Source organism: Caballeronia udeis, from assembly GCF_044909315.1.
GTDB lineage: Bacteria > Pseudomonadota > Gammaproteobacteria > Burkholderiales > Burkholderiaceae > Caballeronia > Caballeronia udeis_A.
Map to the genome: position 1 here is coordinate 180,047 of NZ_JBIYEB010000014.1, position 13,798 is coordinate 193,844.

Annotated in this window: 14 protein-coding genes; 5 read left to right on the forward strand and 9 right to left on the reverse strand. The window is 60.0% G+C overall.

Going from position 1 to position 13,798, the window contains the following annotated elements:
• The first annotated feature begins 39 nt into the window (after positions 1 to 39).
• From ABH944_RS22810 to ABH944_RS22825, 4 genes are all read left to right on the forward strand, one after another.
• The gene (locus tag ABH944_RS22810) at positions 40 to 1,479 is read left to right on the forward strand and encodes a sodium:solute symporter family protein (protein WP_404609010.1); all 1,440 of its coding nucleotides are present in this window, start codon (positions 40 to 42) and stop codon (positions 1,477 to 1,479) included.
• 22 nt (positions 1,480 to 1,501) lie between these two features.
• A complete protein-coding gene (locus ABH944_RS22815; protein WP_404609012.1) occupies positions 1,502 to 2,698 on the forward strand; it encodes a sialidase family protein in 1,197 nt (398 codons plus the stop codon).
• Between the two features lie 170 nt (positions 2,699 to 2,868).
• Positions 2,869 to 3,633, forward strand: a complete 765-nt coding sequence (locus ABH944_RS22820; RefSeq protein ID WP_404609014.1) for a DeoR/GlpR family DNA-binding transcription regulator — start codon at positions 2,869 to 2,871, stop codon at positions 3,631 to 3,633.
• Positions 3,634 to 3,685: 52 nt separating this feature from the next.
• Entirely contained in the window at positions 3,686 to 4,378 is a 693-nt protein-coding gene (locus tag ABH944_RS22825; RefSeq protein ID WP_404609016.1) for an SDR family NAD(P)-dependent oxidoreductase, read from the forward strand.
• Positions 4,379 to 4,431: 53 nt separating this feature from the next.
• Here the strand turns inward: ABH944_RS22825 and ABH944_RS22830 are convergent, their stop codons facing one another.
• Entirely contained in the window at positions 4,432 to 4,731 is a 300-nt protein-coding gene (locus ABH944_RS22830; protein WP_404609018.1) for a hypothetical protein, read from the reverse strand.
• A gap of 424 nt (positions 4,732 to 5,155) precedes the next feature.
• On the opposite strand from ABH944_RS22830, the gene ABH944_RS22835 reads away from it, so the two are divergent.
• Entirely contained in the window at positions 5,156 to 5,431 is a 276-nt protein-coding gene (locus tag ABH944_RS22835; RefSeq protein WP_404609020.1) for a DUF4148 domain-containing protein, read from the forward strand.
• Positions 5,432 to 5,526: 95 nt separating this feature from the next.
• Here the strand turns inward: ABH944_RS22835 and ABH944_RS22840 are convergent, their stop codons facing one another.
• From ABH944_RS22840 to ABH944_RS22875, 8 genes are all read right to left on the reverse strand, one after another.
• Positions 5,527 to 6,639 carry a porin gene (locus tag ABH944_RS22840; protein WP_404609105.1) on the reverse strand — a complete coding sequence of 371 codons (1,113 nt, stop codon included), beginning with the start codon at positions 6,637 to 6,639 and terminating at the stop codon, positions 5,527 to 5,529.
• Between the two features lie 154 nt (positions 6,640 to 6,793).
• The gene (locus ABH944_RS22845) at positions 6,794 to 7,462 is read right to left on the reverse strand and encodes a response regulator transcription factor (RefSeq protein ID WP_062086193.1); all 669 of its coding nucleotides are present in this window, start codon (positions 7,460 to 7,462) and stop codon (positions 6,794 to 6,796) included.
• Entirely contained in the window at positions 7,463 to 8,869 is a 1,407-nt protein-coding gene (locus tag ABH944_RS22850; RefSeq protein WP_404609107.1) for a sensor histidine kinase, read from the reverse strand. It lies immediately after the preceding gene.
• Positions 8,870 to 8,908: 39 nt separating this feature from the next.
• Positions 8,909 to 9,763 (reverse strand): ABC transporter permease, encoded by an 855-nt coding sequence (locus ABH944_RS22855; protein WP_404609021.1) that lies wholly within the window; start codon positions 9,761 to 9,763, stop codon positions 8,909 to 8,911.
• A 16-nt stretch (positions 9,764 to 9,779) separates the two neighbouring features.
• Positions 9,780 to 10,577 carry an ABC transporter ATP-binding protein gene (locus ABH944_RS22860; RefSeq protein WP_404609023.1) on the reverse strand — a complete coding sequence of 266 codons (798 nt, stop codon included), beginning with the start codon at positions 10,575 to 10,577 and terminating at the stop codon, positions 9,780 to 9,782.
• Positions 10,578 to 10,609: 32 nt separating this feature from the next.
• The gene (locus ABH944_RS22865) at positions 10,610 to 11,647 is read right to left on the reverse strand and encodes an ABC transporter substrate-binding protein (protein ID WP_404609024.1); all 1,038 of its coding nucleotides are present in this window, start codon (positions 11,645 to 11,647) and stop codon (positions 10,610 to 10,612) included.
• A gap of 446 nt (positions 11,648 to 12,093) precedes the next feature.
• Entirely contained in the window at positions 12,094 to 13,044 is a 951-nt protein-coding gene (locus ABH944_RS22870) for a DUF979 domain-containing protein (protein ID WP_404609025.1), read from the reverse strand.
• A complete protein-coding gene (locus ABH944_RS22875) occupies positions 13,041 to 13,778 on the reverse strand; it encodes a DUF969 domain-containing protein (protein WP_404609027.1) in 738 nt (245 codons plus the stop codon). Before ABH944_RS22875 ends, ABH944_RS22870 begins: the two co-directional genes overlap by 4 nt.
• Positions 13,779 to 13,798 lie beyond the last annotated feature (20 nt).

A 13,798-nucleotide genomic window follows, 5' to 3' on the forward strand; every position in this document is an offset into this window, starting at 1 on the left:
CGCTGCAGTACGGCGTCATCAAAACAGGTGGAGACACGCATGACAACTTTCAGTTACTGGGACACCGCGATCATCATCGGGATGGTCGTCCTTTATATCGTGGTGACCAGCATCATCAGCATTCGCTTGCGCAGCCGCAATTCGGAGCAGTTCATGGTTGCCTCGCGCAACATGCCCGTGTTCGTGGTCGCGATACTCTTGATGTCCGAATTCATTGGCGCGAAATCGACCGTGGGCACCTCGCAGGAAGCCTTCAGCGCGGGTATTGCGGCGTCGTGGTCAGTGATCGCCGCATCGATAGGTTTCCTGTTCTTCGGCCTTTTCATGGCGAAGCGTCTTTATAGTTCCGGCGAATTCACCATCTCCGGTTTCATTGCGCAGAAGTACGGCAAGGGTGCGAAGCTGATCGTCTCGGCCATCATGATCTACGCGCTTTTCCTCGTGAACGTGGGTAACTACGTGAGCGGTGCGGCGGCAATTTCCACCGTGATGCGTATCAACCTGCCTACCGCCGCGATCATTACCGCAATCGTCAGTACTATTTATTTTGCCTGGGGCGGACTGAAGAGCGTTGCCTACCTGACCATTGTCCACAGCGCAGTCAAGCTGATCGGACTGGCCATTCTCGTCGTGGTCGCATGGCGGCTGACGGGCGGCGTCGCACCCATGATGCAAGCCATGCCCGAGCACTATTTCACCTGGAAGGGCAGCCTGAGCCAGGGCACGATTGGCGCGTGGATCATCGGCACGGCGGGCGCGATCTTCTCGACGCAGTTCATCATCCAGGCCATCTCAGGCACCCGCAGCGCGAACGCGGCCCGCAGTTCGACGCTCGTCGCCGCCCTGTTGTGTGTACCAATTGGCGTCGCTCTCGGCTTTCTCGGCGTAGCCGCAAAGTTCCTGTTTCCGGGTATCAAGAGCCTCTACGCGCTGCCAATTTTTCTTCAGCACATGAATCCGCTGCTGGCCGGGGTCGTGACGACATCGCTGGTCGCGTCGATCTTCGTGAGCGTGAGTACGGTTGCGCTCGCCATTGCTTCGTTGATCGTAAAAGACTTCTATGTGCCGCGCTATCATCCGACCCCGGAGGTCGAATTTCGCGTGACGCGCCGGATCTCGTTCGTGGTCGGATTCATTCCGCTGATCTTTGTGCTCTTCGTGCCGCAGATCCTTGCGCTGTCGTTCTTCACCCGCGCATTGCGGCTGACCGTCTCGGTGGTCGCTCTGATCGGAATCTACCTGCCGTTCTTCAACAGCAACCGCGGCGCCATTGCGGGCATGGTCCTCGCAACCGTGGCGACCACCGTATGGTATTTGCTCGGCAATCCGTTCGGTATCGACAACATGTACGTGGCACTGCTTACGCCGGCCATCGTGATCGTGCTTGAAAAGCTGTTGTTTCCGTCGGGGCCGTCGCTGAAGGGATCGAAGGACACGCCCGCCGAAACAAAAGGCCTCGCGCAAAACAAATCGCACTAACCCGTATTCAGGAGAAGACCGGATGACATCCGCCCTCGTCAATGCCTCTGTCGAAAGCCTCAACCCCTTGCAGGATGCACAAGTGCGCACGGCCTTCGCCGATGCCGACCGGCGCGAAGCGTTCCTGCCAACCGTGTGTGTGCAAAATCATGCCGCCAATCTTCACGCACTCGCTAACGGCGACCTGCTGTGCGTGTGGTTCGGCGGCACGCAGGAAGGGATCCCCGACGTATCGATCTACCTGTCGCGACTGCCGGCCGGCACCGACACGTGGTCCGCGCCGCAAAAGCTCTCCGACGATCCCACTCGCTCCGAGCAGAATCCGGTATTGTTTAGCGATCCTGATGGGATGCTCTGGCTTATCTATACCGCGCAGTTGTCGGGCCACCAGAATACTGCCTTGGTCCGTCGACGGATTTCGACGGACAACGGGTTGACCTGGGGTCCTGTCGAGACGCTCTTCGAGCGGCCCGGCACGTTCGTACGTCAACCGATCGTGGTGCTGCCGGACGGCGCGTGGATTTGTCCTGTGTTCCTGTGCCGCACCGAACCGGGCGAGCGTTGGGTCGGCAACAATGACGTCAGCGCCGTGATGGTCTCGAACGACCACGGTGCGACATGGAGCGAGCACCCGGTGCCGGAGAGTGTCGGCTGTGTGCACATGAACGTCCAGTTGCTGCAGGACGGCACCCTTCTCGCCCTCTTTCGTAGTCGCTGGGCGGACTTTATCTATGCGAGCCGTTCACGGGATGGTCGTGTATGGAGCACGCCGCAGCCAACCGAGGTGCCGAACAACAATTCATCCATCCAGTTCGTGGCGTTGCAAAACGGCCATATCGCACTGGTATTCAACGAGAGCGATGCCTCGCATGCCACGCAACGGCGCGCCTCGCTCTATGACGACATCGAGGATTCGGAGGACAGCGGGGAATTGCGCGAGCAGGGTTCATCGTCGGCAGGGTCGGCTTTCTGGGGCGCTCCGCGCGCGCCGCTGTCGCTGGCCATTTCCGAGGATGACGGCAAGACCTGGCGGCGCCGCCGCAACCTCGAGATCGGCGACGGTTACTGCATGACCAACAATTCCGCCGACCAGCGCAACCGGGAATATTCCTACCCGTCCATCGTGCAGACGCCGGACGGGGCGTTACATATCGCCTTCACGTACTTCCGCCAGCGCATCAAGTACGTGAGTGTCGGGGAAGCGTGGGTGCGGGGCTGAAACGCGGCGTCCTTCTTCAAACGGACGCCGGGGCGAGGGGAGCCGGAAGCTGGCCAATAAGCTGACCGGGTAGGCTGGGGCCGAAATTGACTACACTAGGCGCTTTCGTTGCGCGCCGCTTCGTTCATGGCGCGCCTGACCTCCCCTACCCAGCCCAAAGATTATTGACCATGAAAGTCGCTAAGCGCCGTGAGGCCATGCTCAATGCCGTCCTTGGCGGAATGAACGATGTCAGTACGCTGTGCGAGCATTTCGGCATGTCCGAAGCAACGGTGCGGCGTGATTTGCGGGCCCTTGCGGGTGACCGGCGCATCCTGCGCACCTATGGCGGCGCGGCAGCCGTCGGAGCGCATGAACCCGAGCCTTCGCTGGACGAACGCCGCGAAAGCTGGCGTGAACAGAAAGAAGCGATAGCGCGCGCGGCGTTCGCGCATATAGAAGAAGGGGACACGGTGTTCCTCGACGGCGGGACGACCACCGCGGCGCTCGCGCGTTACCTTGCGGGACGCAGTTCGGTCCACGTCGTCACGAACAATTTGCTGGTCATCGGCGCATTGGCGTCGACCACCACGAAACTCACGCTGATCGGCGGCGATGTGCGCCCGTCCAGCATGAGTACGCTCGGACCGCTCGCGCAGCTCGTGCTGAGCCGGCTAAGTGTGGACAAGGCGTTCTTCGGTGCAGACGGCGTGGTCGCATCGCGGGGGCTGTGCGAGGCGACCGCGGAGCAGGCCTATCTGAAGGAGTGTGTCATTCGCCAGGCCGCAAACGTGTTTGTCCTGGTGACCGCCGACAAGATAGGCCGCGCGAGCCAGCAGCATTGGACGCCGCTCGAGCGCGACTGGACGCTGATCACCGACGCAGCCGCGCCTGCCCAGGAACTGGCCGCATTCACCTTGCGCGGCGACGTGAAGGTGCAAACCGTGACAGTTTGAACAACGCGGTTTTTATCCGCGTCGACGCGCCCGATTTTCACGAGGAGCGTTTATGAACTTGGAAGGCAAACCGCGGCATGCGGTCGTGACCGGTGCGTCGTCCGGCATCGGTCAGGTTATCGTCAGGCAACTGCTGAAGGATGGCTGGCGCGTGACGGGCTTATGCCGGACGGTTGGCGCGGATGTCATCGCCGGGCTGACCATTGTGCCCGTCGATCTGATGGACTTCGATCGGCTCGAGGCCATTGCGCAAGAGATGGAACCCGCCGATGCGCTCATCCATGCCGCCGGTTTCATGCGTACAGCGCCCCTTGGTGAATTGTCGATGGACGAAGGCGCGCAGATGTGGCGGGTCCACGTCGACGCCGCTGCCTTGCTCGCGGATCGTCTTGCACCGGCCATGCCGCAGGGGGGGCGCATTGTGCTGGTCGGCAGCCGCACCGCGAATGGTGCACCCACGCGAAGTCAGTATGCCGCGACGAAGGCAGCGCTCGTCGGCATGGCGCGTTCGTGGGCTGCGGAATTGGCGCCAAGAGGGATTACGGTCAACGTGATTGCCCCAGGTGCCACCGACACCCCGTTCCTGCGTGATCCCGGCCGCGCAAAGACCCTGCCGAAAATACCCCCGATGGGCCGCTTCATATCGCCCGATGAAGTCGCGGCACTCGCTGTCTTTCTGTTGAGCGACGGCGCGCGCAGCATAACCGGCCAGCAGATCGTGATGTGCGGTGGCGCATCGCTTTGAGCAGTCGTTCGACGGACTGGCCCTTCCTCAAAAATCGTCCGGAGTCGGAGATGCTAACCCGGGAGTTCGTAGCAACTCAGCATCGGCGCAGTGTCCGGATCCGGATAAGGTGACCAGGGCCCCGACAGCAGGCGCAATGGCTGGGTCGCGAGGACCTCCGCTTCGTTCTTCTCACGCAGGGTCAGCGGGGGAGTTCCTGGGGGCGGAGAAACGGCTGCTTCGTTGACCGCGCAGCGGACGGCTTTTCCGTCTTTCAGCCGGACATCTGTTGTGTAGGATGAACTGATTGTCGATGCGCACGAAACCGAAGCAATCACGGTGAGCGCAAGCAGTACCGCCCTGAGCGATTTCATCACAGATCCCCTCGTGCCCGATTGCGTGGCGGCACTTCTTTATTTCTAGCACACCGGGTATTCAACGGAAAGACCTTCGGGGTTCATCCCGGTCTGGGCGCGCTAGAGAAAACGGGTGAATGAACGGCACGTTCGACGCTATCCGCAAATATCCCGTCTCAGCGAATCGGGTCGCGAGATTATCAAAGCGCTTAACTCAATCTACGTCAGTCATGCTTATTGCCGTTACCGGGAACAAGCAATTGCCTGCGTGCGGGGTCAGCAAAACAAATCCGGTCGAGATGACAAATTCTTCATGATCGCGTCAGCTTGCCGTTAGAGGGATTTTCGTATCGTGTTCGAGTGTTTGAAGCACGGGCCAGATCATCCAGCGGTGCCGATCGAAGATGCTCTACGAACGGTCAAATGATATTAGGAATGCTCCATGAAAACCACACTCAAGCTTCTTGTCCTTTCTCAGCTTTTAATTGTCAGCACGGCTTCCATGGCGGAAGGAACGCTGACAGCGCAGCAGTGCAACGACTATCCGTTTGTCCATACCCAGGGACCCGTTACACACGCGCAGGTGATGAATGAACTCTACGAACTCGAAGCGGCCGGTTACGACGCAAGTGCACCCAACGCGCCTTATCCGGATAATCTGAACGATGCACAAAACCGCCTTAGTGCGGAATATGCGCGGGACTGTAAAGCGCAGTGAACGGTAAGCCCGCAGTAAGCATCAGCACTCATTCGACCGGGCTAGCGCGGGTCGGGTGCCAGAATGACAAAGCCGGCACCGCGCCCACCCACCGTTCAGAAGCGCGTACGAATGCCTGAAGTCAGCTCGAGCTGATTGGTCGCGCCGAAGGTTGTGGCAACCGTGTAGCCACCATGCAGCTTCATGTAGTCGCCGGCGATGTACACCTCGGTACGCTTCGAAAGATGATAGAAAACGGATGCGTAAAGCGTCTCCTTGTATCCGTTGGCAATGCCGTTTGTCATGCTGAATGTCCCTATGTTCGCGTTCGGGACATCTCCGTCACTGTTGTACGCCGCGTTCTTGACGTGCATTTGCTGGTATCCGACCTCGTAGTCGAAGGCGCCCGTCGGTGCGAGCTTCAACGACACAGTCCATGCGTTGTCATGGCGCTGCCCAAGTGCTCCCTGGTCACCCGTGTAGTGGAAATAGCCTGCGTTCACGCGGACGATGCTGAACGTATAGTTGCCGCCGGCCGAATACGATTGGTTGATGAATCCAGCGTTATCGGCGTGACTATAGAACGCGGAGAGATTGAACGGACCGCCGTTATAGCCGAGTGCTGCCTGGTAATTCGAGCCCGTCGGGAAAGTGGTCGTGTTGCCGAACGCATAACCGGCGCTCATGAACAAGCCATTGCTGAAGAGCTTCTTCCACGCAATGCTGTTGTTGTAGCGCGTGCCCGTGGCACTGCCCGCATAGAAAATGAGCTGCTTGAAATTGTTGGCGTTGGTCCAGCCGCCTTCCTCGGTCGTCAATGCAGCGCTGCCGTACGGATCGCCATAAATCGTCGAGGCATCGCGCGCGATCGTGTTCTGAAAGCCTGCCGTGATCTTACCCACCGTATCGTCTTCATAGCCAACCCATGCGTCGCGGTCGAAGATCTGGCCCGGGTCCTCCATCTGGCCGTCGCTCATGCGGTATTCGCTTTCCAGCCGGAAGATGATCCGCGACCCGTTACCGATGTCTTCAACGCCCTTGAGACCCCAGCGGCTGCCGCTAAACCACGGCTCGCCGCCAATGCCCATGCCGACCACGTGATCGCCCTTTGCGTCGGCGTGCGTTTGATAGGACGGCGCACTCAAGTCGACCAGCCCGTAGAGCTGCACGCTGGACTGTGCGTGCGCGCTTCCGGCTATCAGGGTGCCTGCGCTTGCAGCCAATACCATGTAGGTCTTTTTCACGACGTTCTCCTCATGACTTCACGTTGGAATAGGTTTTAATGATTCGTTCGATGCCGAACAAAGCTTAACTACCCCAATCCTTCGTGAATCTTTCACGAGCCCCGGAAAAACGTCGGTGGAAATACCGATTACCGCTTATTTAAGGTATCCGAATAATATATCCAAGACCACGCAACGTCATGATCTGCGCAGTCGAGACCGCCAGATGCTTGCGCAGCCGATGAATGTAGATGTCGATGGCGTCAGCGCTGGGCTCGTCATCGATTGCGAATACACATTCCATCAATGCCGCCTTCGACACCGTCTTCCCCTGGCGAAGGATCAGCGTCTCCAGGATCGCGTGCTCCCGGCGCCGCAGACGCAAGGGTTCGTCTGCGACAAAAAACTCGCGTGACTCGAAGCGGTATTGAAGATCGCCGCAAACGATCGTCTGGCTTTCGTCTCCGCCCGCCTTGCGGCGAATGATCGCTTTTATCCTGGCAACCAGCTCGCGCGCGTCAAATGGCTTGACGACGTAATCGTCTGCGCCGGCCGCGAAACAAGCCACTTTGTCATCAGTCGATCCATTGGCGGTCAACATCAGGACCGGAACGTTGTCGCGTCCACGACGCAGGCGCGTCAGCACGTCCTTGCCGTTAATGCCGGGCAGGCGCAGGTCAAGAAGGACCGCGTCGTAGCCTTTCGTCTTGAGCAGGGTCTCCGCCTGCTCTCCGTCCGCCGCCCAATCCACCATGAAGTGTTCGGCTTGTATCAGGTTGACCACCCAGCGCGCCAGATCTGCATTGTCTTCCACCAGCAGCAATTTCATTCATCGCCCCTTTTCTTCGGCAACCGCGCTCGCCGGATCGCACCATAAGCGCATGGTAACCGTCGCAAGCAGGCCCACACCTCGTTTGCCCGGTGTGAGCCTCACGGTACCGCCATGCCGATTCGCAATCTCGCGCACGATTGACAAGCCGAGTCCGGAACCCTCTGTATCGGCGGATGCGCGATAGAACCGCTCGAATACCCGCGAGCGCGCTTCCGCCGAGATGCCGGGGCCGTTATCTATCACCTGGACCACGGCGCTGGCGCCGCTGCGCTGCGCCGTCACCGTAACCCACCCTCCCCGTTGCGTGTAGCGCAGCGCGTTATCGACGAGATTGGTCAGCAGCGCGGTCATCAAGGTCTCGTCACCCGCCACGCACATGTCGTCGCTGATCTCCGCACCGAGATCAATGTCTTTTTGCTGTGCAAAGGCGACGAGGTCCCCGAGTACCCCGGAGATCGCCGCACTCAGGTCGACACACTCCTCGCCACGCCCCGGCTGCGAAGACTCCGTATGCGCAAGCAAGAGCAGCTTGCTGGTAAGCACCGCCATCTTCCTGCTGCTTTTATGCATGCCTGCGAGCGCCTCGGCTAGTTGCTCATCCTCGCTTGGCCGCTGCCGGGCAAACTGTATCTGCGTGTCCAGAAGCGTCAGCGGCGTTCGCAACTGGTGCGCGGCGTCGGATATGAACTGGCGTTGCGTAGCCGCCTGCAGGCTCATGCGGGAAATGCACTGGTTGATCGCATCGACAATAGGCCGAAGCTCGAAATGCAGTCGTTCGGCGCGAATCGGCTGCAGTTGGGATGGCGCCCGGTCGGACACGTCATCCTTCAACTTCATCAGCGGCCTCAACTCGAAGGTCAGGCCAAAATAGACCAGCAGCATTGCCAGCAGCAGCATTAGAACAAGGCGGATGAGTTGGGGACGCCATTGGGCCGCGACCATCGCGTCTCGCGAAAACTCCGTCTTCGCCACCGCCACCGTGACGTTTTCCACGCGCCCGGAATCGAACAATTGCCGGACATACACAGCGGCACGCACCCGCCGGCCGTCATTGAGGACCGCGTCGTAAAACGCCGGCGTGGAAGAGAAGGTGTCCGGCAACGGCAGGTCGGGGTTGCCCGCCAGCAGCCTGTTGTGTCCATCCACGATCTTGTAGAACACATTGTCACGCTCGGGCGACTCGAACAGTTCGAGAGCCGCCGGCGGAATCTGCACGACGATCTCGCCATTGTCCCAGTCGATGTCTTCGCCAATGATCCGCATCGACGAAATCAGCGCGTTGTCCTGCAGGAGATTCGCGGTGGACCGCGCATTTTGCAAGGACATGATTCCGGATATGCAGACGAACACCGTCAGCGGCAGTAAAAGCCATCCTAAAAGCCTGGCCCGCAAGCTGCCTAATATCACGAAATCACGTTCCCTGAATATGCATGAAATAGCTGTTTAAAACGCTGCCGGTTTCCATTTGAGCAGACGTCGCTCGACACTCGTCAAAAGGTAATCGGCGGCGAGCGCAACGACTGCAAGCACGATCATGGCGGCAAACACACCGCTTGCGTTGAATGCGCCTTGGGCGGTCGAGATGAGCAAGCCGATGCCCTGCTTCGAACCGAGAAATTCCCCGACCACCGCGCCCACCAGCGCGAACCCGAAGCTCACATGCAAGCTGGCAAGTATCCAGCTCAGGGCTGACGGAATCACGACCGTCATTGTCACCTGATGCTTCGACGCCCCCAGGATTTGCGCGTTCGCGATCATATACCGGTCGGCTTCCCGAACTCCCTGGAATGCATTGCCGAACACCACGAAAAACACCATGACAACGGCCAGCGCAACTTTGGAAGCCATCCCGAGACCCAGCGCAATGACGAACACCGAACCGAGCACGACACGGGGGATCGAATTGGCGATCTGAATATACAGGCTGAAAACATCAGACAATAGTTTGTTGCGCCCCAGTGCAATCCCGCACACGATCCCGCCTGCCGCACCTATCAGGAAGCCGAGCACGGTCTCCTCCAGCGTCACGAAAACCTGCATCCAGAGCGGCCCTTGCGACGTGCCGTTGGTGAACCATTCCACGAGTTGAAGATAGATCAGCGACGGCATCGAGAAGAAAAAGGAGTCAATCCATTTCAAGCGAGCCGACAGTTCCCAGCCGCCGAGAGCGATGACCAGCACCGCGATGCGCAGTGCAATGATGGTCCATTTACGCATGCGAATGCGCCGCTGTGCTATCTGTTCATCCCGGGCTAGCGAGACCGCGTCGAGTTGTTTCGGCAGGGCTGTGTCCTTCATTTTCATGCTTCCGTGATTAGCCAATTTGCACTTCCTCGCGCAAGTCGTGCCAGATATCCCGTGAGATTTCAATGAAGCGCGGTTCATACCGGACTTCGGATGTCACCCGCGGGCGGGGCAGGTCGATCTCGTACACCCGCTTGAGCGTTGCCGGCCGCGCGGTAAGCACGAAGACCCGGTCCGCAAGCGCGATCGCCTCTTCGAGATCATGGGTGACGAACACAACGGAACCCGCGTTGCCCGACCACAACTGCAGGAGCTCGTCCTGCATAAGCGTGCGCGTCTGCATGTCCAGCGCGGAAAACGGCTCGTCCATCAACAGGATTTCCGGGTTGTTAATGAACGTCTGGGCCAGCGCCACGCGCTTTCGCATCCCGCCGGACAACTGATGAGGATAGTGCTTCGCGAACTTGTCGAGGCCAACGCGGCGAATCCAGTCATGAGCAAGTTCGTGCGCCGCCGCCTTCGAGCGGCCACGGTAAATAGGACCGGCCGCGACGTTATCGAGTACCGAGCGCCAGGGGAATACCGCATCTGCCTGAAACACGAAACCGATGCGCGGGTCGATGCCATCGACCGGCCGCCCCATGACGCGAACCTCGCCCGTTGTAGGCTTGAGCAGCCCGGTAATCATGCTGAGCGTGGTCGACTTGCCGCAACCGGTCGGCCCTACGATGGCTACGAACTCTCCCCTTGCAATCGACATATTGAACTCTCGCAACGCAACGGTCGCGTGGCCATCGGCTGATATGAAACGGCACGACACGTTGCGAAACTCAATCGCAGGCCCATTTTGAGCGGTGACATGATTCATTGGTTGCCTTTTGTCGATGTGCGCACGGTCGCTTACTTCACCTGGCTCACGAACTGGTTTGTGAACGTACGCGACAGGTCGATATGCTTGTCCTTGACCGACGGGTTAAACCCGGCGAGTACCTTCAGCACGGTGTCGGGTCCATCGGAAGGCATCTTGCCGTCGACGGTGTACATGGGCAGGGAAGCCTTCAATGCGCTCACGTACAGCGCCTTGTCACTGCCGTAGTAATCCTTGGGCATCTGCGCGGCGATTTCGTCAGCCGTATGCGTGTGCAAGTACTGCAAGGTGTGGACAAAAGCGCGGGCGAGCTTTTGCGCTTCGTCTTTATGCGTGTCGAGCCACGCGCTCTGAACGTAGAGACTCGACGCGGGATAGGTTCCACCCAGCGCGGCGCGCGTGCCATCGAGGCTGCGCATGTCAACCAGGATCTTCGCATCGCCGGATTTCAGCAGTTGCGATACGGTCGGTTCAGTCGTCATTCCCGCGTCAATCCGGTTTTGCTTGATAGCCGCAATGAAGCTGTTGTCTGCGCCGACAGGCAACACCGTATAGTCAGAGTTCGGTATGCCTTTCAGATGCGCGAGGTACTGCGTGAGAAAGTTCGTCGACGCACCAAGCCCGGTCACACCAAGGGTTTTGCCCTTCACGTCGGCCATGCTCTTGATCGTGTCTGCCTGTTTGGTCGCAACCATTTCGACTTCGCCCGGCACCTGACCGAATACGACGATGGCTTTGACTTCCTTGCCCTTCGCCTGCAAGTCGATTGAGTGATCATAAAAGCCGACCACGGCTTGCACGGCGCCGGCTAGCAGTTCGTTTTCCGCATCCACGCCGGCGGGCTGGGATAGAAGCTCGACATCGAGGCCTTCAGCCTTGAAGTAGCCCAGTTGTTCGGTGAGACGTGCCGGGAGATAGATCAGCTTGGTGATCCCGCCCACCATGATGGTGATTTTCTCCGGCTCGGCTGCGCGCGCAGCCTGCGTGAACGCGCAGAATGCGCCAAGCGCCAGTACCGATGAAACGGCGTGCTTGCCCAAACGATTATATTTTCGCGCAGCGAAGGTCATTCTTTGTCTCCTTTAATCCCGATAAGCCGGGTGGCGTCAATTGATTTAAACGCCTTGATAATCGCCGTCGAAATTCTACGATTCGCAATCCTTCGCCAACCTTTCACGCCCGCGAATTTTCGTTTGAACAAGGGTTTGTCATAGGAATGGCCGGTCAGGAGAGTCGAGTGCACCCGGTTGGTTGAAGTACGCCGACGGCCGAATCAGACAGATTGCGAAAACGTCAAAGCGGCGTAGTCAAGCTGGGGCAACCCAAACTGCCGCAAGGGATGGAAGATCAGGAATTGCTGCGGCATTCGGTTTAGTGACGAATCGGGACGCAATCCAGTAAGGATTCCTCTTAGTATCGACATCGCCTGGAAGAGGTGTGGCAGCGTCGTCAAACCGGCGCGACGGATCGATCGATGGCCGGAGCAATCGATCGATCCGTCGCGGCGTTGAACCGGTCACATCAGGTAATACAGCAGGACCATGTTGACGATGAGCACGATCATCGCCGTAGGCGCCTGTGCCTTGATCACGCCATAACGGTCGGGCAGCTCCAGCAACGCCGCCGGGATCAGGTTGAAATGCGCGGCCATGGGCGTCACCAGCACGCCCGTGTAGGCGGAGAACATGCCGAGCGCCGCGACGACCGCGGGATTGCCATGGAACGTGTCGATCAGCGCCGGCACGCCCACACCGCCCGCCATCAGCGGAAAGGACGCGAAGCCGCCGCCCATGATCACGGAGAAGATCGCCATGCCGAGGCAATAGATCACCACGGCGATCCAGCGCACGTCCACTGCCGCGTAATGCTCGGCGAGCGACGCAATCGCGTGGCCCACGCCCGTGTGCTGGAACATCGCCCCGAGCATCGCCAGCATCTGCGGCAGCACGAGGGTCCAGCCGATCACATCGGTCAACTCGCGCGACTGGCGCACCGCCTGCGTGACGCTGTCGCGCGTGAGCCAGCACGCAATACCGAGCGCCACGACACAGCCAACACCGAGTGCCGCGAGCGTGCTGTTGGCCGGGTCCAGCACGAAGAGCGAGCCGATCTTCGTCTTGTCGAACGCAAGCGAACCGATCAGCGTGATGACCGGAATCGTCAGCGCAGGAACCAGCAGCTTTGGTCCGAGACGGACCGCGGCGGCCTCGCGCACGCTCTGCGGCAAGCGCCGCGCCGATCCATGGCGCAGCCCGCCGCACGCGGCGATCGCTGTCAGCAGCAGCACCTGCAAGCCGGCCACCGCCGGCGGCATGCGGTCACCGGCAATGAACAGCACGCCGAGATCGGCCCAGAACAGCGCCGACCACAGGCGTCGCGGATGCGCGGCGTCGCGCAGGATCATCGCCGCTCCGGCGAGCAGCAGCGCACCGGCAAGCCAGTACAGGTATTGGGCCGAAACGATCATGTGCTTTGCTCCTCGAGCTCCGAAGCCTGCTCGGCGGCCGTGGTGGCGTTCTTGTCCAGTTCGCGTGCGAGCCAGTTGTCGAGCCGGTACAGGCGGAACCCGTGGATTGCAAAGACGCAGACCGCCGTCGGAATGCCTGCCACCGCAAGCCGCACAGCGCTCACCTCGATGCCCGCGCCATGCAGGAAGTTCTGCATGAACAGCACCACGCCGAATGCGACGAACACGTCTTCACCGAAGAACAGGCCGATGTTGTCCGCCGATGCGGCAAACGCGCGCAACCGGTAACGCGTGTCGCCGATCGGGCCGTGACGCTCCTGCGCCAGGCCCTCGGCCATCGGCGCGATCAGCGGGCGGACCATCTGCGCGTGGCCGCCGAGGCTCACCAGCCCGAGCGCCGCCGTCGCTTCCCGGACGAACAGATAAAGCACCAGCAGGCGCCCCGCCGTGGCCGCGCGTATACGGACGATCACGCGTTGCGCATATTCGCGCAGGCCGTGCCGCTCCAGCAGGCCGATCACCGGCAGAGGCAGCAACGTGATCAGTGGCAGGTTGCGCGCCTTGACGAAGCCGGTGCCCAACTGGGCGAGGAGGTCCTGCAGCGGCATCTTCGCCGCGACGCCGGTGGCAATCGCCCCTACCGTGACGACCAGCATCGGGTTGAAGCGGCAGGCGAAACCGAGTGCAACTACGGCAACCCCGATAAGGGGCCAGAAATCGACCGTGGAACTCATGGCTCACTCCTTTGAAAAGA

Bases quoted from the DNA above. Each gene is read 5' to 3' on its own strand.
- ABH944_RS22810 (WP_404609010.1), top strand. From the start codon at position 40: ATGACAACTTTCAGTTACTGGGACACCGCGATCATCATCGGGATGGTC.
- ABH944_RS22830 (WP_404609018.1), bottom strand. From the start codon at position 4,731: ATGAAATCGCTCAGGGCGGTACTGCTTGCGCTCACCGTGATTGCTTCG.
- ABH944_RS22835 (WP_404609020.1), top strand. From the start codon at position 5,156: ATGAAAACCACACTCAAGCTTCTTGTCCTTTCTCAGCTTTTAATTGTC.
- ABH944_RS22860 (WP_404609023.1), bottom strand. From the start codon at position 10,577: ATGAATCATGTCACCGCTCAAAATGGGCCTGCGATTGAGTTTCGCAAC.
- ABH944_RS22875 (WP_404609027.1), bottom strand. From the start codon at position 13,778: ATGAGTTCCACGGTCGATTTCTGGCCCCTTATCGGGGTTGCCGTAGTT.
- ABH944_RS22855 (WP_404609021.1), bottom strand. From the start codon at position 9,763: ATGAAGGACACAGCCCTGCCGAAACAACTCGACGCGGTCTCGCTAGCC.
- ABH944_RS22815 (WP_404609012.1), top strand. From the start codon at position 1,502: ATGACATCCGCCCTCGTCAATGCCTCTGTCGAAAGCCTCAACCCCTTG.
- ABH944_RS22865 (WP_404609024.1), bottom strand. From the start codon at position 11,647: ATGACCTTCGCTGCGCGAAAATATAATCGTTTGGGCAAGCACGCCGTT.
- ABH944_RS22840 (WP_404609105.1), bottom strand. From the start codon at position 6,639: ATGGTATTGGCTGCAAGCGCAGGCACCCTGATAGCCGGAAGCGCGCAC.
- ABH944_RS22820 (WP_404609014.1), top strand. From the start codon at position 2,869: ATGAAAGTCGCTAAGCGCCGTGAGGCCATGCTCAATGCCGTCCTTGGC.
- ABH944_RS22870 (WP_404609025.1), bottom strand. From the start codon at position 13,044: ATGATCGTTTCGGCCCAATACCTGTACTGGCTTGCCGGTGCGCTGCTG.
- ABH944_RS22825 (WP_404609016.1), top strand. From the start codon at position 3,686: ATGAACTTGGAAGGCAAACCGCGGCATGCGGTCGTGACCGGTGCGTCG.
- ABH944_RS22845 (WP_062086193.1), bottom strand. From the start codon at position 7,462: ATGAAATTGCTGCTGGTGGAAGACAATGCAGATCTGGCGCGCTGGGTG.